16 protein-coding genes are annotated in these 17,104 nt (G+C 44.7%); 6 read left to right on the forward strand and 10 right to left on the reverse strand.

Annotated elements, in window-relative coordinates; genetic code table 11:
- Window positions 1-8 precede the first annotated feature (8 nt).
- Window positions 9-689 (forward strand): peptidoglycan DD-metalloendopeptidase family protein, encoded by a 681-nt coding sequence (locus MUK70_RS22935; RefSeq protein WP_234655288.1) that lies wholly within the window; start codon window positions 9-11, stop codon window positions 687-689.
- Window positions 690-862: 173 nt separating this feature from the next.
- Here MUK70_RS22935 and MUK70_RS22940 read toward each other — a convergent pair whose 3' ends face one another.
- The 4 genes from MUK70_RS22940 to MUK70_RS22955 form a co-directional block, all read right to left on the reverse strand.
- A complete protein-coding gene (locus MUK70_RS22940) occupies window positions 863-2,095 on the reverse strand; it encodes an MFS transporter (protein WP_234655289.1) in 1,233 nt (410 codons plus the stop codon).
- A 2-nt stretch (window positions 2,096-2,097) separates the two neighbouring features.
- The gene (locus MUK70_RS22945; RefSeq protein ID WP_234655290.1) at window positions 2,098-2,850 is read right to left on the reverse strand and encodes an SDR family NAD(P)-dependent oxidoreductase; all 753 of its coding nucleotides are present in this window, start codon (window positions 2,848-2,850) and stop codon (window positions 2,098-2,100) included.
- A gap of 43 nt (window positions 2,851-2,893) precedes the next feature.
- Window positions 2,894-4,597 (reverse strand): S41 family peptidase, encoded by a 1,704-nt coding sequence (locus tag MUK70_RS22950; protein ID WP_234603420.1) that lies wholly within the window; start codon window positions 4,595-4,597, stop codon window positions 2,894-2,896.
- Window positions 4,598-4,734: 137 nt separating this feature from the next.
- Window positions 4,735-6,684, reverse strand: coding sequence for an acetoacetate--CoA ligase (locus MUK70_RS22955; RefSeq protein WP_234655291.1), 1,950 nt, complete (start codon window positions 6,682-6,684; stop codon window positions 4,735-4,737).
- 293 nt (window positions 6,685-6,977) lie between these two features.
- On the opposite strand from MUK70_RS22955, the gene MUK70_RS22960 reads away from it, so the two are divergent.
- On the forward strand, window positions 6,978-8,657 hold the full coding sequence (locus MUK70_RS22960; RefSeq protein ID WP_234655292.1) for a pseudouridine synthase: 1,680 nt from the start codon (window positions 6,978-6,980) through the stop codon (window positions 8,655-8,657).
- An 80-nt stretch (window positions 8,658-8,737) separates the two neighbouring features.
- Here the strand turns inward: MUK70_RS22960 and MUK70_RS22965 are convergent, their stop codons facing one another.
- The 5 genes from MUK70_RS22965 to MUK70_RS22985 form a co-directional block, all read right to left on the reverse strand.
- Window positions 8,738-10,273 carry a Do family serine endopeptidase gene (locus tag MUK70_RS22965; RefSeq protein WP_234603424.1) on the reverse strand — a complete coding sequence of 512 codons (1,536 nt, stop codon included), beginning with the start codon at window positions 10,271-10,273 and terminating at the stop codon, window positions 8,738-8,740.
- 215 nt (window positions 10,274-10,488) lie between these two features.
- Window positions 10,489-10,920: an Hsp20/alpha crystallin family protein gene (locus MUK70_RS22970; protein WP_234603425.1), complete on the reverse strand. Its 432-nt coding sequence runs from the start codon at window positions 10,918-10,920 to the stop codon at window positions 10,489-10,491.
- Between the two features lie 231 nt (window positions 10,921-11,151).
- A complete protein-coding gene (rnc, locus tag MUK70_RS22975) occupies window positions 11,152-11,898 on the reverse strand; it encodes a ribonuclease III (RefSeq protein WP_234655293.1) in 747 nt (248 codons plus the stop codon).
- Window positions 11,899-11,911: 13 nt separating this feature from the next.
- Window positions 11,912-13,165, reverse strand: coding sequence for a beta-ketoacyl-ACP synthase II (gene fabF / locus MUK70_RS22980; RefSeq protein ID WP_234603429.1), 1,254 nt, complete (start codon window positions 13,163-13,165; stop codon window positions 11,912-11,914).
- Window positions 13,166-13,208: 43 nt separating this feature from the next.
- Window positions 13,209-13,445, reverse strand: coding sequence for an acyl carrier protein (locus MUK70_RS22985; RefSeq protein WP_026629555.1), 237 nt, complete (start codon window positions 13,443-13,445; stop codon window positions 13,209-13,211).
- 231 nt (window positions 13,446-13,676) lie between these two features.
- On the opposite strand from MUK70_RS22985, the gene kdsA reads away from it, so the two are divergent.
- From kdsA to MUK70_RS23005, 4 genes are all read left to right on the forward strand, one after another.
- Complete coding sequence (kdsA, locus tag MUK70_RS22990; RefSeq protein WP_234655294.1) at window positions 13,677-14,489, forward strand: 3-deoxy-8-phosphooctulonate synthase; 813 nt, start codon at window positions 13,677-13,679, stop codon at window positions 14,487-14,489.
- Window positions 14,489-15,172 (forward strand): phosphatase PAP2 family protein, encoded by a 684-nt coding sequence (locus tag MUK70_RS22995; RefSeq protein ID WP_234655295.1) that lies wholly within the window; start codon window positions 14,489-14,491, stop codon window positions 15,170-15,172. The genes kdsA and MUK70_RS22995 overlap by 1 nt, the downstream gene beginning before the upstream one ends.
- Window positions 15,173-15,256: 84 nt before the next feature.
- The gene (locus MUK70_RS23000; protein ID WP_234655296.1) at window positions 15,257-15,718 is read left to right on the forward strand and encodes a GyrI-like domain-containing protein; all 462 of its coding nucleotides are present in this window, start codon (window positions 15,257-15,259) and stop codon (window positions 15,716-15,718) included.
- Window positions 15,719-15,741: 23 nt separating this feature from the next.
- Window positions 15,742-16,293 carry a DNA-3-methyladenine glycosylase I gene (locus tag MUK70_RS23005; protein ID WP_234655297.1) on the forward strand — a complete coding sequence of 184 codons (552 nt, stop codon included), beginning with the start codon at window positions 15,742-15,744 and terminating at the stop codon, window positions 16,291-16,293.
- Here the strand turns inward: MUK70_RS23005 and MUK70_RS23010 are convergent, their stop codons facing one another.
- Complete coding sequence (locus tag MUK70_RS23010) at window positions 16,294-17,097, reverse strand: glycerophosphodiester phosphodiesterase family protein (RefSeq protein ID WP_234655298.1); 804 nt, start codon at window positions 17,095-17,097, stop codon at window positions 16,294-16,296.
- Between the last annotated feature and the right edge of the window lie 7 nt (window positions 17,098-17,104).

The raw sequence follows: 17,104 nt of genomic DNA on the forward strand, positions 1-17,104 counted from the left end.
ACCAAACAATGTCAAAACTTCAAGAAATTCTCGAAAAGCACGAAGAATTTGCACCCATAATCCAAAGTGCCAAGCCATTTAAAAAACTTGACTTTTCAGCTTCAAATCAAGCTTTGACAAGTCGTGACTTATCTGAAACTTCCGTTTTTTCAAAGTTTGTATTTGATGAAATGCTTGCAGGAAACACATTCGCAGGAATTGGTGGCTATGGTGAAAACCGGATTATTTACCGCCAGCGGAAACATTTCAACAACGAAGACGAACAACCAAGAAGCATTCACCTCGGCACAGACATTTGGGCTGAAGCCGGAGAACCCATTTACGCACCCTTAAATGCAAAAGTACACGGCTTCGCATTCAACAATCATTACGGCGACTACGGCCCGACAATCATCCTCGCCCACACGTTGGATAATCTCACATTCTGTACGCTATACGGACATTTGTCATTAGAATCACTTGAAGATTTATTTGTAGGCAAAAGCATTGCAGCTAACGAAAAATTTGCAACCATAGGTTGCTATCCAGAAAACGGCGACTGGCCCACGCATCTGCATTTCCAGATCATTGGAAATATAGGGGATTATAAAGGCGATTTTCCAGGTGTAAGCAGCATTCAGGATCAGGAGCACTATTTGAATCTCTGCCCTGATCCGAATCTGATTTTGAGGATTGCAGAGAATTGTTAATAGTTATGCGCGTTGTTTTTGAATCATGCGCATACTTATCTCCTAAAAGCTAGAGTAAATATCAGCATTGAGGATAGCGTTACTGACTCAAGTAAAGGCCTATAAACAATTGCACAAGTTTTCAGATAAAGCTTCGCCTGTTCACAACCTAAAAGAATTTTTGGCTCTACAAGCTAAGCTCTACTCTTCTCCAAATTCGGCAGGAATCCTGTTAACAGCCCAATAAGCGGTAAAAACGAGCAAATCCAGAAGACGTATTCGATGCTGGTTTTGTCGGCAACGCTACCCAAAATGGCTGAGCCGATTCCCGCAATACCGAAAGCAAAGCCGAAAAACAGACCGGCGATCATTCCCACTTTTCCCGGGATAAGTTCTTGTGCGTAAACCAAAATTGCTGAAAATGCCGAGGAAAGAATAAGCCCGATTATGCAGCTCAAAACGCCCGTCCAGAACAAATTCACATAAGGAAGCAGCAATGCGAACGGAGCTGCGCCCAATATTGAGATCCAGATCACATATTTTCTTCCAATTCTGTCACCAACCGGACCTCCTATAAATGTTCCCGCAGCAACAGCAAACAAGAAGGCAAAAAGATAGATCTGTGAATTCTGAATGGAAACGCCAAATTTATCAATCAGATAAAAAGTAAAATAACTGGAAATGCTGGCCATATAAATGTATTTTGAAAAAATCAAAAGCAGCAATATGGCAATGGCAAAGGTGATCTTTCCACTCGAAAGATGAGATGCGTTAGTTGCCTTAGCAGCTGATTTTTTAGCAACAACCACTTCCAGACTGCGTTTATACCAGCCGCCGACCCACGATAAAATAACGATCGCCAGGAGCGCAACCAGCGAAAACCAGATAACCTGAAAACGTCCATACGGCAACAGGATCAGTGCCGCCAGCAAAGGCCCTAGCGAACTGCCTGCATTGCCTCCAACCTGAAACAGCGACTGCGCCATGCCATGCTTGCCACCGGAAGCCATACGGGCCACGCGGGATGCCTCAGGATGAAAAACCGCAGAACCAACGCCGATCAATCCAACCGAAAGTAAAACAAGATTAAAGCTGTTTGCAAGTGACAAAGAAATTAGTCCAAGCAATGTAAAACACATTCCCACAGCCAAAGCAAAAGGCTGCGGCCGCTTGTCTGTAAAAGCACCCACCACAGGCTGCAGAACCGAAGCGCTCACCTGGAATGTGAACGTTATCAGCCCGATTTGCGTAAAATTCAGTTGAAAGGACTCCTTCACCATCGGATAAATGGAGGGGATCAACGACTGCATGGTGTCATTAAGTAAATGACAAAAGCTCAACGCAAGTAAAATAGGGAAAACCGTTTGCGAAGTGCTTATTGCTGCTGTTGAGTCGGCAGCAATGGGGTCTTGTTCAATGGATTTCATGCTTATTTCCGGTGTATTGTCGTTGCGGCAGATTGCGCACCAGCTAAAATTGTAATGTCGGCGATGGTAACCCTGCTTGGCGCATTCACCGCATAGAGAATGGCATCGGCAATGTCAGAAGCCTGCAACGGATCGAATCCTTCGTACACTTTTTCAGCCCGGTTTTCATCTCCTTTGAAACGAACAAGTGAAAATTCGGTCTCTACAGCGCCGGGAGCAACATTTGTCACCTTAATGCCATGCTGCGTCAGTTCCAGACGCATGCCTTCACTTAGAACTTCGACTGCCGCTTTGGACGCGCAGTATACAGCACCATTAACATAAGTTTGCTTTCCTGCAATGGAGCTGATATTGACAATGTGCCCCGCTCCTTTTTGAAGCATTAGCGGAATCACGGCCTTCGAAACGTAAAGCAGGCCTTTCACATTTCCATCGATCATTGCATCCCAATCGTCCGTGTCGCCTTCATCCAATGATCCCATTCCATGCGCATTTCCAGCGTTATTAACCAGAATGTCAATATTTTTCCAATCATCCGGCAATGATCCGATCATAGCGATCACTGCGCCTTTATCACGCACATCAAAAACAAGTGTGGTAACATTTACTTTTGCAGACAATTCAGCAGAAATTTCATCCAAACGATCCTGGCGACGGCCGCAAAGGATGAGATCAATTCCGGCGCCTGCAAATAACTCTGCAGTTGCCCTTCCAATTCCAGATGTTGCTCCGGTGATCAATGCAATTCGAGACATTATAAATCTAAATTCGTCAATGGATGTGAGCATCCTGAGACGCTCACTTTTTGTTTTTTGGAATGTTCATACTGCTGAACTTCCCTTTTTCCAGTTGCGCAGCCTGACTAAAAAGCTGAACGGCTTGCTGATAAACGTTATCCGTCGGGTTCAATACCTGGAAAATTTCATTGTTAAGCCCGTTTTTCTGTTTTCTGCCCCAGACATATCGGCCAATAATGGCTTTGGTCTGCGAAGTTATAACGGCTTTTGAAAGATTCAACTCTTTTTCATTCGGCTTGATTCCAGCTTTGGAAGCATCCTTAACCATCTCCGCAAGCATGGCATCCGTGATTTGGAACGAGGTTAAAAAGTCGTTAAATGACTGTTTTTCAAGCTTTTTCTGATTGTCATTGGCATAGCGAAGCGCATATTCGCGGATGATGTTTTTGGAATACAATTCAAATAAATACTTGCTGTTTTCCAATGTATCTTTTGGGACAAAAATATCCGGTGTAATGCCGCCACCGCCATAAACCACCCGGCCGCCATCTGTTTTGTAGACTTTGGACTTATCAAACTTAATGCTATCAACATTAAATAACTCGCCGCTTTCGTAACGATGTGATAAATCCTGGCTATAATCCTCTCCTTTTCCAAGCTCATAAGGTTTTTGAATGCTTCGGCCGCTTGGCGTGAAATAGCGTGAAATGGTCAGGCGAAGTTCGGATGCGTCGGAAAGCTTGATCGGCATCTGAACCAAACCCTTTCCATAAGACCTTCTGCCGACAACCAGCGCACGATCATGGTCCTGCAATGCGCCTGCTAAAATTTCCGAAGCAGATGCACTGCCTTCGTCTACAAGCACAATCAGCGGTCCTTGTTCAAACAAACCGTCAATGTGCGACCGTGTTTTTCTGTCAAAACGACTGTCTTTCCCTTCCGTATAGACTAAAAGCTTGTCGCCCGCAATGAATTCATCCGCCATGCTTGTTGCACGCTCCATATAGCCGCCCGGATTGCCGCGCAGATCAAGAATCAGGTTTTTCAACCCATTTGCTTTCAATGTCTTTAAGGCTGATTTGAATTCGTCATAAGTAGTTTCTGAGAAACGGCTCACCTTAATGTATCCAATCTCCTGATCGACCATATAGGATGCGTCCACAGAATAGGTGGGAATACGATCGCGAACGACTGCAAAGTTCATTTTCTCATTTAACCCGACTCTTTCAATCGCCAAATCGACCTTAGTGCCCCTTTTTCCACGTAACAGCTTATAAACCTGCGCATTAGTAACACCGGGACCAGATAAGTTTTCTTTATTAACCGAAATAATGCGGTCACCGCTCTGGATTCCCGCAGCTTCCGAAGGGCCTCCGCTCAATGGTGTAACCACATAAACGGTGTCATTGTATATGTTAAATTCCACGCCGATACCATCAAACCCCGAATCCAGTTGCGACCTGGCAGCCGTTGCTTCATCGGTGTTAAAATAGGCTGTATGAGGATCCAGTTTTTCGAGCATTTTAGAGATAGAAAAATCTACAAGCTCCTCCGTATTAACCGAATCTACATAGTTATTCTCGACGAGCATGAGCACCTCGCGATATTTGGCATAACCTTTGGCTACGTCCGAAAGCTTACGGCCGCCGCTAAAGAAAGTGCTTCCCAACAGCACGCCGGCAGCCAATGTAATGGCTATTATGATAGGCAGGCGAACCACAGAGCGGGAATTATGAATCGGATTAGGAGATTTTTGTTGATTCATGCCAATAAATTATTTGAAAGCGTTGTACGAATGCCGGTTGCAGCGGGCACATTTTCCTAACGTGAAGTAAGCAATTTTGGTTGCCTAAAGCAAATGGATCTCAGGTGATTTCTAAGATATTAGCCCAGCTCCGGCCGTCAGACAAACGCCTTTAAGGACTCCGGATTGCGCATTAGTTCGGGATTAATGCACTTGGCCGGATCTTGCCCCATCAAAATTCGCTTCATAGGTGCCTCCATTTTTTTGCCGTTGATCGTATAGGGAATGTCATTCACCTGCTCAATCGTATCCGGCACGTGCCGCGGACTGTATTCGTTGCGCAAAACATCTTTAATGCGTTGTTTTAGTTCGTCCGTCAAGGTTTTGTCCTTGCTTAAAACGACAAATAACGAGATGGTGCCATCCCCGTTTTCTTTTTCAAGATATACCGCCAGGCTGTCCTTCACCTCGGGAATACGCTCAACGGCACGGTAAATTTCAGCAGTTCCAATCCTCACTCCTCCTCTATTTAACGTCGCATCGGACCGGCCGTAAATGATCACCGAATTTCGGTCCGTAACCTTGATCCAATCACCGTGACGCCAGATATTGGGATACATTTCAAAATAGCTGTTCAGATATTTTTCATCATCTTCATCATTCCAGAAGTAAATGGGCATAGAGGGCATAGGCTGCGTGATCACCATTTCGCCTAATTCGTCGATCAATGGCTTTCCATCTTCACTATAAGCCTCAATCCGGCAGCCGAGCATCCGACATTGAATTTCCCCGGAATAAACGGGCAAGATTGGGCAGCCGCCTACGAAAGCACTGCATACATCCGTTCCGCCACTGAGCGAAATAAGCCAAACGTCTTTTTTTACATATTTATAAATCCATTCATAAGCCTCCGGAGGCAGCGGTGAGCCTGTGGAGCCGATCGTTTCCAAAGCATTCAGGCTTTCAGAAGTAATGCTTACGCCTGCTTTCATGGACGCAATAAAATAAGCTGCGCCGCTTCCAAAGTGCGTTATTTTCGCTTTTTCCGCCAAAGTCCAGAGAACCTGCGAGGAAGGAAACGCAGGCGCGCCATCATACAGCACCAGCGTCGCGCCGCACAGTAGCGAACCCAATGCATAATTCCACATCATCCAGCCTGTGGTCGAATACCAGAAATAACGGTCGCCCGGTTTTACATTCTGATGCAGGATCAATGCTTTATGATGCTCTATAATGCAACCGCCCACACTGTGCGTAATTGCCTTCGGTTTTGCAGTGGTTCCCGATGAGTAAAGAATCCAGATCGGATGATCGAAGGAGAGCGGCTCGAAATCAAGTCCGAAGTTCTGAAGATGCAGAATATCTTCCCAGGAAGTAAGCCTATCCGCACGGTTTTCTGTATTAATGTTATTAATTAAAACCGTGTCTTTCACACTTGGTAAGGTGAATGACAGTTCCTGCGCAAATGATGTAATGTCGTACGTCTTACCGTTATAAACATAGCCATCAGTTACAAAAAGCACCTTGGGTTCTATCTGTGAAAAACGGTCTGTAATGGCTGTTTTACCAAAATCCGGTGAACAGGACGACCACACGGCGCCCACAGCATTGGTTGCAAGAAACGCAACTATTGCCTGTGGGATATTAGGCAAAACGGCTGCTACGCGATCCCCCGGTCGCACGCCACGTTGTTTGAGCCAGGCAGCCACAGCAGCCACTTCCGTTTCAAGCGTTTCCCAGGAGATTTCGGTTAATCCGGTTTGCTCCGATTGGAAAATAATGGCTGGACGGTCTTTTGTTTTATTTCTGAAAATATGTTCGGCGTAGTTGAGTTTGGAACGCGTAAACCATTTTGTGCCGATCATTCCATGCTTTGGCCGCTGCAAAACTTCCAAGTAAAGGTCATGCGATTTTATATTGAAGTAGAGCCACAAACTCTCCCAAAAATCTTCCAGATCCGTCACAGACCAATCCCAGAGGTCCTGATAAGAGCGGAAATAAAGGCCTCTTTTCACAAAAAGCCAATCCATGTATTTTTTAAGATTGGATTGCTCCAAAAGGGCTCTCCCTGGTTTCCATAGCGGTTGAGGCTGGATATCAGTAGACATATTGAAATCTTTATAGGTGAAGGTTAGGTCGTGGAAAAAGGCGTTTGTGGCGCATTTAACCAATAGTACTAATAAACGTTCGGTTACGAAAAATGGCATAAACCGAAGGGAAAATATTTACTTAAAAATTTCCTGTATCTTTGCAGTCTTAAATAAAACACTTAGTACTCTGATCATCAGATACGTTGATTAGCCGGTTTTAGTGGCAATTTCGCAAATACCAAAAAACCGCCTGATTAGTACACGGCAAATAGTAAGAGGAACAAAATTCCAGTAGTGATACTGCATTCCTAATGAGAAAAAGAACATCAACACCGTCGAAGGCGCCAAGAGCGTCGCAACCTTCGACCGGCGGACAAAAAACTTTCCGCAAATCCAACGACGGCGCAGGCCACCCATTCAAGAAAGCCCGCCCGGAAGCAGAAAGCCGCTTCAGCAAACCCAGCATTAAAAAGTCAAGCTTCCGCGTTGCTTCCGGCAACGGAGACAACGCCGGCCAAAAAGCACGTCCCAGCTTCGACCACGAAAAAGGATCCAGCGATAGAACCGGCTTCGATAAGCCGCGTTTTGATAAACCACGTTTCGACAAGCCATCATTCAAAGCTGGCTTCGACAAGCCTCGCAGTGATAAGCCAGGATATCCAAAAAAGGAAGGCGGTTTCCGCAGTCCGGCTGATAAAAAAGATTTCGGACAAAGAGAACGGCCATCTGGCGACAGAGAATTTAAACCACGCTTCGAAAGACCAGCACGCGAAGGCGACAGGCCACGTTTTGAAAATAGAGGCGACGACCGTCCTGCACAATCCGGCGATTCCCGTCCATTCCGTTCAAGAGAAGAATCTGGACAAAGAGAAAGACCAACTGGCGACAGAGAATTCAAACCACGTTTTGAAAGACGCGAAGGCGAAAGACCAACGGGCGACAGAGAATTTAAGCCGCGTGCTGAAAGACCAACTGGTGACAGAGAATTCAAACCTCGTACTGAAAGACCTGCGCGTGACGGTGGAAGCCGTGATTCACGACCATCAGCTGAGCGTTCTTTTGGCCGTCCCAGCAGAGACGGTAAGCCAGAATTTAAAAAAAAAGATGAAACCGCGCATGTAGAGCGTGATTTTGAAAAATCCGCCCAGAATGAAAGCGCAGAACAAGCCGAAGATCGCAGCGGGTTAGATAGAAGAGTGGGCCGTTTTGAAAGTGCGCCGCGCTACAATCTTTCCAGCTACGAAAAGAAGAATGCGCCTAAGAAGAAAGAGAAAGAAGAATCTGCCCTCATTCGTCTGAATCGATACATTTCCAATGCAGGAATTTGCTCGCGTCGCGAGGCGGATGATCTGATTGCATCGGGACAAATTTCTGTGAATGGTAAAACGATTACAGAAATGGGTTATAAAGTAATGCCTGCGGACGTTGTGAAATACGGTAAAAAGGCGTTGAACCCGGAGAAAATGGTTTATATATTAATCAATAAACCAAAGGATTACATTACTACAACCGACGATCCGGAAGAGCGTAAAACTGTGCTTGACCTGATTCAGGGAGCATGTGCTGAGCGTGTTTACCCGGTGGGTCGTTTGGACAGAAATACGACAGGTTTGTTGCTTTTGACGAATGATGGCGAGTTGGCCGTAAAGCTCACACACCCGTCAGGCGGAATCAAAAAAATCTATCAGGCTGAATTGGATAAGCCAATTACAACCGAAGATTTCGAAAAGCTGCAACACGGATTAGAGCTGGAAGACGGTTTCATTCGCCCTGACGAAGTCGGCATTGTAACGCCCGATGCCATGGTGGTAGGACTTGAAATTCACAGTGGCCGTAACCGCATTGTTCGCCGAATGTTTGAACATTTAGGTTACGAAGTTCAAAAGCTGGACCGCACCGTGTTTGCGGGATTAAACAAGAAAGATCTTCCGCGTGGAAAATGGAGATTTCTAAGTGAGAAAGAAGTGGTGAAGCTGAAATTCATGCTTTAAGATTTTTGGAATAAAACAAAAAGAAAACCGGCTGCTACGATAAACGTAACAGCCGGTTTCTTTTTTGAACCTTATATATATTACAAACGGAATCCGAATGAATAAACGTCGTATGGCGCGTCCGGGTAAAGACCTTCAAACTGCACCATCGATTCTTCCTTGCCAGCGATTGCAGCCTGGAATTCTTTCACTGTACGCACGGGCTTACCATTTACTTTGGTAATGATAAAACCTTCTTCCACTTGTGAACGGGCAAACTTGCCGCCGTCGATAGAAACCACTTTCACACCGCCATCCAGTTTGTAACGAGACAAACGTTGTTTTTCCTGGTCGCTCAGGTTGCCAAATTGTGCACCCAAAGCATTCATGATTGCCGCTGACTCGTCACGTTTCAGAATGTCAGAACCACCTGTGCGGTTACGCAATGTGATATCCAATTCTTTTTCTTTTCCGTCACGGTTAACAGTCAAATTCACTTTATCGCCAGGTTTGTGCAAGCCGATCGATTGTTGCAATTCAGGGATTGAGTGAATGTTCACACCGTCCACTTTTACGATCACGTCGCCTTTATTTACACCACCTGCTTTTGCAGCACTGTTTTCTGTGAATTCACGCACATAAACACCGTCGTTCACTTTCACACCATATTCTTCGGCTTTTCTGCTGTCCAGGTCATCAAGGGCAATTCCCAAATAACCACGTTGTACATTACCGAATTTGATCAAATCACTCGAAACCTTCTTCACAATGCTAGAAGGCACCGCGAATGCATAACCTGCAAAACTTCCCGTTGGGCTGGCAATCGCGGTATTAATCCCGATCAATTCACCTTTCAGGTTAACCAATGCACCACCACTGTTTCCAGGGTTTACAACTGCGTCCGTTTGGATAAATGATTCAAGCGGAGAATCCACAGAAGCTGCTGATGTAGGCGTTACGCCACCGCCACGTCTTGATTGACCGATGATGCCCAATCCACGTCCTTTTGCACTTACAATCCCAGCCGTTACAGTCGATTCAAGGTTGAAAGGGTTACCCACAGCCACAACCCACTCTCCTACTTTCACTGCGTCGGAATTGCCTAATGTTACTGCTGGCAAATCTTTTGCTTCAATTTTGATCACAGCAATATCCGTAGATGGGTCAGTTCCGATCACTTTTGCTCTGAACTTTCCTTTGTTATGCAATGTAACTTCCAATTCTTGAGCACCTTCAACAACGTGGTTGTTGGTTACGATATAACCATCAGCCGAAATAATCACACCTGAACCGGACGCCTCTTGTGACTGAGGGCCGCGCGAGCCGCCTTCAAATTCGTCACCAAAGAAATCCCGAAAAATATCAGGAATTTGCTGACCGCCACCACGAGATGCCTGGCGCGTCATTGTAGATTTAATATGGACAACCGTTGGTGTTGTAGCCTCAGCGGCATAAACAAAATCCCCGGGAGCCCCCACCGGTGTCCCGGTAGAAGTGAAACGTGTAATCGACTCGGCCGGAGCCTCTTTGAAAATTACATCTGTACCATTGTTATCACCTAATAGCTTAAAGCCGGCAAGAGTTGATGCGCTTGAAATCAACCCAACCAACACTAAACCTTTCCAATTTGTTTTCATATACATTTGTTGGGGTTATATTTTTGTAAATAAATAACGCAATGCAATTACTAATTTATTCCCGCAGACGCCTCATTTAACATAATTTAACAAAGATATTCTATTTGTCTTCTTCTAAAATATCCTGCCAATTCAACTAACAATTTATTCAAATCTTTGTTCACAAAAAAGGCGCTATTATAAATAATAACGCCTTTTTGAGTTGTTAGCCTGGATTAAGCGATGTCAATTGTGCGAGCAGGTTTTTCTTTTGCTTCTTCACGTTTTGGCAATGCAATGCTTAACACGCCTTCGTTATAAGTGGCTTCGATTTTGTCTCCGTCCACTGAGTTTGGTAATGTGAAGGTGCGTTGGAAGGAGGAGTATTTGAACTCCCTGCGTGTGTATTTTTCGTTAGCGTCTTCTTCCTTCTGCTCTTTTTGTGCGGAAATGGTCAACTGATTTTTTTCCAGATTCAATTTGAAATCCGATTTCTGCAAGCCGGGGGCGGCCACTTCAATTCTAAAACCTTCTTTGCTTTCAACAACATTTACAGCTGGAACGCTGCCGGAAAATGCTGGATTTGCAAGTTCATTAAAAAGGTCTTTGCCAAAAAATCCGTTTACGTAAGATGGATTTGCGAAATGGGTTTTTACTAATGTGCTCATGGTTTTATGTTTTTAATTGTCAGTTTCTAATTTTTACCGTCGTGGTATGTGAGCTAAATATCAATTCTCATTCCGACATGTAAAAAGTAAATAAAACAAGACATAATGTCTGAATTCACGCTAAATCAGGATTTTAAGCATGACACAATGGCTTATAAATGCGAGAAAACAAGACAAAATGTAACATTACCCTGAAACAGAGTAATTGCAAACCAAGAAGTAAAAAATAGATTATTTTAACTCGAGCAATGCGCAAGCCTGTTCGGAGGCAGATTGCTCCGCTTTTTTCTTGGTGAAACCGTTGCCTTGTGCGAAAGGCTCGTCGTTTACCAGTATTTGAGAAATGAATTCGCGGTGATGGCGTGTGCCGCGTTCTTCGAGGATTTCAAAACGGATTTCTTTGCCTTCCCGCTGCGCCCATTCGATGATGAGACTTTTGAAGTTTGCATTGTTCTGGATAATGCTGTCCAGATCGTAATGTGTAATCAGCTTGCTAATGATAAATGTCCGTGTAAACCGGAAACCCTTATCCAGATAAATGGCACCTACAAATGCTTCCAGCGCATCTCCGTACATCGAAGATCTTGGAGACATTCCCCGGCGGTTTCCATCATACTCGATAAGGCGATCCAAACCCAGTTTTTTGGAGATTTGATTTAGCGATTCGCGGTTAACAATGCGCGAACGGATTTCGGTGAGGAAACCTTCGTCTTTGTAAGGATATTTTGTGAAGAGAAATTCAGCGACAACCATTCCCAAAACTGCATCACCCAAATATTCCAGCCGCTCATTCGATTCGCGAAAGCCTTTGATTGCAGTTTCCCTCGAAGCAGAAGTGTGACGGAAAGCGAGTTGGTAAACGCCCAGATTAGAAGGCCTGTCGCCAATTACATGCGCAATAGATTCTTTGAATTTTTTATCCTCAGCACTTCCGGTTCTGAAAAGATTGAGTATCGGTATAAGAATGCGCTTTGCCAATTGTAATCAGTTATCAGTCTTCATATTTTTTAAAAACGACTGATGCATTATGACCGCCAAAACCAAAAGTATTACTCAGGGCAATTTTGGTCTCGCGTTTTTGAGCTTGATTGAATGTAAGGTTCAATCGTGGGTTAATTTCCGGATCGTCGGTAAAATGGTTGATCGTAGGAGGAATCACCCCGTCGCGGATTGCAAGAATACAAGCCGCGGCTTCAATAGCACCGGCTCCGCCCAACAAATGTCCGGTCATGGATTTGGTCGAACTAATGTTCAACTTATAAGCGTGCTCACCGAAGAATTTTTCGATGGCCTTAATTTCTTGCGGGTCACCGATTGGCGTAGAAGTGCCGTGGGTGTTAATGTAATCCACATCTTCCGGCTTGATCCCGGCGTTTTCTATCGCATTTCGCATCACGATGTGCGCGCCAAGTCCTTCCGGATGCGGAGCTGTAATGTGGTAAGCGTCTGAAGACATGCCTGCACCGATCATTTCAGCATAAATTTTTGCTCCCCTGGCTTTTGCATGTTCCAGCTCTTCCAGAATCAGCGCTGCGCCGCCTTCCCCAAGTACAAAACCATCCCGATCCTTATCATAAGGGCGGGAAGCCGTTTCGGGAGAATCGTTTCTTTCAGACAATGCTTTTAATGCATTAAAACCACCTACACCTGCAATGGTAACCGCTGCTTCCGAACCGCCGGAAATACAAACGTTCATCATGCCAAGCTTAATGTAATTAAATGCATCAATGAGCGCGTTGGTCGCAGAAGCGCAAGCCGAAACAGTGATGAAATTAGGACCGCGGAAGCCGTAACGAATCGAGAGTACTCCCGACGCACTGTCCACAATCATTTTGGGGATAAAGAATGGATTAAAACGGGGCGTTTTTCCATTTTCGGCGAAATTCATAACCTCTTCTTCAAAGGTCTTCAATCCACCGATTCCTGTTCCCCAAATTACACCGGCTTTGTCGAGATCAAGCGTATCTGCGTCAAAGCCGGCGTCCTTCATTGCTTCATCTGCTGCAATAACGGCGTATTGGGTAAACGGATCCATTTTACGTGCTTCCTGACGAGGAATGTAATTATGAACGTCTAAACCTTTCACTTCACAGGCAAACTTCGTGCGAAACTTCTCAGCGTCGAAACGCGTAATAGGAGCCGCTCCGCTTACACCTGCAACTAAATTTTTCCAAAAGGTAGAAACATCATTTCCAACGGGCGTTAATGCACCCATTCCGGTAATTACAACTCTCTTCAAACTCATAAAATGGGGACAGAAATAAAATGATACTGGTCTAGAAACCGAATTACTTCACGTTTTCTTCCAGATATGCAACAGCCTGACCAACTGTACCAATGTTCTCTGCCTGATCGTCAGGGATAGATAGATTGAATTCTTTTTCGAATTCCATGATCAATTCAACGGTATCTAGAGAGTCTGCTCCCAAGTCGTTCTGGAAGTTTGCTTCCGATGTTACTTCCGACTCTTCAACGCCGAGTTTTTCGACGATAATTTGCTTAACTCTTTCTGCAATTGCTGACATTTTATATTCACTTTTTGGTTAAAATCGCAACAAAGAAAGAAATTTCGATTCACTTTGTCAAAATTTTTTTAGTCCTTTCATTTTATTGCTTTCAATGTATTGCAAATAAAAAAACCAGAAAATCAAATGTTTACCAGGGATCTGTCCCACTAAATCTTTCGATTATATAAAGAACGCGGCCGATAACCGTACATTTGCAAAACTTTTTTTGACCACCTGACACAGTATTGTATGATTCCGATATCCAATATAAAAAATGCCGAATCACCCCTCTTTTTTTTAATGGCTGGCCCCTGCGCAATTGAAGGCCGGGATATGGCATTACGCATCGCAGAGCACATTACGGGCATTACAGACCGGCTGAAAATCCCTTACATCTTCAAAGGTTCTTACCGGAAAGCCAACCGCACGAAGATCGATTCCTTCACCGGAATTGGTGATGAAAAGGCATTAAAGATCCTGGAAGAAGTGCGAAATACTTTTGGGGTGCCCGTAGTGACTGACATTCACGAGTCGCACGAAGCCGCATTTGCCGCCGAATATGTGGATGTGTTGCAAATCCCAGCCTTCCTATGCCGCCAAACCGAATTGCTTGCAGCCGCCGCAAGAACGGGAAAAGCTGTTAATGTTAAAAAGGGACAGTTTTTGTCCGGCGCATCCATGAAATTCGCCGTTGAAAAAATCAATGAGGTGAACCCAGCATGTCAAGTAATCCTGACCGACCGCGGCAACAGTTTTGGCTATGGAGATCTTGTAGTTGATTATCGTAACCTTCCGGAAATGAGCTCATTCGGCGTGCCAGTCGTGATGGATTGCACGCATTCACTGCAACAACCGAATCAAGCTTCGGGCGTGACGGGCGGCAAACCCAAACTGATTGAAACGATTGCAAAAGCTGCTATCGCAGTCGGTGCGGATGGATTGTTTATTGAAACACATTTTAATCCTACGGAAGCAAAATCCGATGGTGCTAATATGTTGCCTCTGGATCAGCTGGAAGGACTTTTGGAGAGGTTGGTACGGGTTCGTGAGGCTGTAATGTGATGGTAAAACGATTTCTGAAAACGCAGCTGTTTTGCGTTGTTTTCTGTTTTCAAATTGCTTCGCCGGAAGTTTTTGCACAAAACGATTCCATTTCAAAGGATTCAAAGCTTTGGATCATCAAACCAGGTGATGTAATTCCGCCTGTAACGTTGGCTTTGGCTGGACTAATAACCCAGGGAAAAATCAGCCGACATTTTCATGATGATGTCCGTTCGAATTATCCGAATTTTCATTCCAAAGCAGATGAATTTCTACCCTATGCGCCTGGCGTAATAAGTCTTGGGCTGGCTTCGGCAGGCGTAAAGGGCAAGCATAAGCTAGGTGATCAGGTGATTCTTGCATTACTTTCCAACATTATAGCACAAGGCGTGACACAAAGTTTAAAGCGGGTCATCAAATATCCACGACCGGATCAATCGGATTATCATTCCTTTCCTTCCGGCCACACCACCACAGCTTTTGCTAATGCGACTATTCTGCACGAAGAATATGGCCAGCGAAGCGTTTTATACAGCATTGGCGGTTACGGGACGGCAACGGCTGTTGGTGGAGTAAGGATTTTAAATAACAAACATTGGCTCGCAGACGTCCTCATGGGCGCCGGGGTAGGGATTGGTGCCACAAAAGCGCTTTATATAAGTTATCCCTGGCTGCAAAAGACCGTTCGCAGGATGAAACATTAAATTTCAGTTTTGCAAAAATCAACTGACATAGGGTTGTCACAAGAGGCTGCTTCATTTGCATAAAACATTTAATCCTTGTCAAATATGCAAACGAAAACCATTCAGCCGATACACGTGCTATATTTCGAAACCGAGACTTCCCTGAATGAATTGATGGATTATGTGCGCATTGTGGCACACCGGTTATATCGGGAAGCAATCCGCAAAGAAATGGAAATCACCGGTCCGATTTACTGGATTTACAATGGTGCCGACGGCAAGCCCGAAACCAGATTTCACCTGACAATTGCATTGCCTGTCACGGCTCCCGAAACACCTTTGACTGATTCTGAATTCAAATTAAAATATCTGGAACCATTCCATTGCGTTGCCGTGCAGCTTTATGGAAGTTGGGCTGGCTTGGGAAAAATATACGGTGAACTGATTTCAGAACTGATGTCGAACAAACTCGTTATGACAGGCCAAAACCGGGAAATATATTTAAATATGGATTTTCAAAACCCGGAAAACAACATTACCGAAGTGCAGATCGGCATTCTCAATTAAGTTTTCAAAACCAATTTTACCTCATGTCTTATTGCAGCTATATCAACAATAATGTTTTAGAAACGACTGACTTTCTGCTAAACAAGCATTATCACGACAATCAATATGGTTTCCAAATCACGGATGACGACGAGCTTTTCGGCCGTTTGATCCTGGAAATAAATCAGGCGGGGCTGAGCTGGACATTGATGTTGCGGAAGCAGGAGAGTTTTAAAAAAGCTTACGATAACTTTTCGATTGAGAAAATTGCGCAATACACTGAGGCTGATCGCGAAAGACTTTTACTGGATGCGGGAATTGTTCGCAACAAATTGAAAATCAATGCTGCGATTGTGAATGCGCAAAAGATTCTGGAATTGAGAAAAGACTACGGATCTTTCAAAGGTTGGATCGACGCGCATCATCCTTTGACAAAGGACGAATGGATCAAGCTTTTCAAAAAGACATTTAAATTTACCGGCGGCGAAATCGTGAACGAATTCCTCATGAGCACGGGCTATCTGCCCGGCGCACACATGCCTGACTGTCCGATTTTTGAAAAAGTCAAATTGATTGAGGCAACTGCAAAAGCCTGATTATCGTGCCTCATTTTCCTGCAAATATTTTATCAGTGCAGCAGGCTGATCCGTTTGCAAGCCTTGAACGCCTTTTTGTAAAGCCGCTTTCCAGGAAACCGGCCCTTCCGTTGCACTCTGAACATCCAGCCAGACCTGCACGCCTGCCTCATTTAATGCACTCAAAAGATGCGGATGCGGAAGGTTATCAACGATTTTTAAAGGTAATTTTTCCAAAAAGCTCGTAAGCTTTTCTTTTGTATCAATGTCTTTGGGCAAACTTGACATTAACGGAACCGTGGGTGCCACTTTCTGCCATTCCTGAAAATCGCTTTCTTTATTAAGGTAAACAATCACCTGCTTTTCCATCCCCGCGGCCTGAATCTGCTTCCACGTTTGGGCCGCATCCGCTGCTTTGAAATCAAGGTAAATGTTGATCTTATCCTTGCAAACAGCCAGCAATTCCTTGAACTCGGGAATTCTGTTTGTCTTCTTATTCCTGTTAAAAACCTGCAAATGCTTAACCTCATCCAGCGTCATCGTGCTTACTTTACCAGCGCCGTTTGTGGTTCTATCCACGGTTGCGTCATGCAGCACGACCAAATGGCCGTCTTTGGTTGTCCGCAGATCCACTTCCACATAATCCGCTCCGGCAGCAATGGCTTCCCTGGCAGCAGCGAGCGTATTTTCGGGAACGGAAACATGATTTCCTCGGTGCGCAATAACTACGATTTTGTGCTTAACCTCAGGCAAAACCTGCTGAGCAATTGCGCTCAAAGACATTAATAACGACAGGAAGAAAGGGTTTGTGGCTTTGTTGAGCATGACTGGC

The organism is Dyadobacter chenwenxiniae, assembly GCF_022869785.1.
GTDB classification, from domain to species: Bacteria; Bacteroidota; Bacteroidia; order Cytophagales; family Spirosomataceae; genus Dyadobacter; species Dyadobacter chenwenxiniae.

Excerpts from the sequence above, each read along its gene's own strand:
- MUK70_RS22960 (WP_234655292.1), top strand. The coding sequence starts at position 6,978 with ATGAGAAAAAGAACATCAACACCGTCGAAGGCGCCAAGAGCGTCGCAA.
- MUK70_RS22970 (WP_234603425.1), bottom strand. The coding sequence starts at position 10,920 with ATGAGCACATTAGTAAAAACCCATTTCGCAAATCCATCTTACGTAAAC.
- MUK70_RS23010 (WP_234655298.1), bottom strand. The coding sequence starts at position 17,097 with ATGCTCAACAAAGCCACAAACCCTTTCTTCCTGTCGTTATTAATGTCT.
- MUK70_RS22985 (WP_026629555.1), bottom strand. The coding sequence starts at position 13,445 with ATGTCAGCAATTGCAGAAAGAGTTAAGCAAATTATCGTCGAAAAACTC.
- MUK70_RS22940 (WP_234655289.1), bottom strand. The coding sequence starts at position 2,095 with ATGAAATCCATTGAACAAGACCCCATTGCTGCCGACTCAACAGCAGCA.
- MUK70_RS22935 (WP_234655288.1), top strand. The coding sequence starts at position 9 with ATGTCAAAACTTCAAGAAATTCTCGAAAAGCACGAAGAATTTGCACCC.
- MUK70_RS22995 (WP_234655295.1), top strand. The coding sequence starts at position 14,489 with ATGGTAAAACGATTTCTGAAAACGCAGCTGTTTTGCGTTGTTTTCTGT.
- MUK70_RS23005 (WP_234655297.1), top strand. The coding sequence starts at position 15,742 with ATGTCTTATTGCAGCTATATCAACAATAATGTTTTAGAAACGACTGAC.
- MUK70_RS22965 (WP_234603424.1), bottom strand. The coding sequence starts at position 10,273 with ATGAAAACAAATTGGAAAGGTTTAGTGTTGGTTGGGTTGATTTCAAGC.
- fabF (WP_234603429.1), bottom strand. The coding sequence starts at position 13,165 with ATGAGTTTGAAGAGAGTTGTAATTACCGGAATGGGTGCATTAACGCCC.
- kdsA (WP_234655294.1), top strand. The coding sequence starts at position 13,677 with ATGATTCCGATATCCAATATAAAAAATGCCGAATCACCCCTCTTTTTT.
- MUK70_RS22955 (WP_234655291.1), bottom strand. The coding sequence starts at position 6,684 with ATGTCTACTGATATCCAGCCTCAACCGCTATGGAAACCAGGGAGAGCC.
- MUK70_RS22945 (WP_234655290.1), bottom strand. The coding sequence starts at position 2,850 with ATGTCTCGAATTGCATTGATCACCGGAGCAACATCTGGAATTGGAAGG.
- MUK70_RS22950 (WP_234603420.1), bottom strand. The coding sequence starts at position 4,597 with ATGAATCAACAAAAATCTCCTAATCCGATTCATAATTCCCGCTCTGTG.
- MUK70_RS23000 (WP_234655296.1), top strand. The coding sequence starts at position 15,257 with ATGCAAACGAAAACCATTCAGCCGATACACGTGCTATATTTCGAAACC.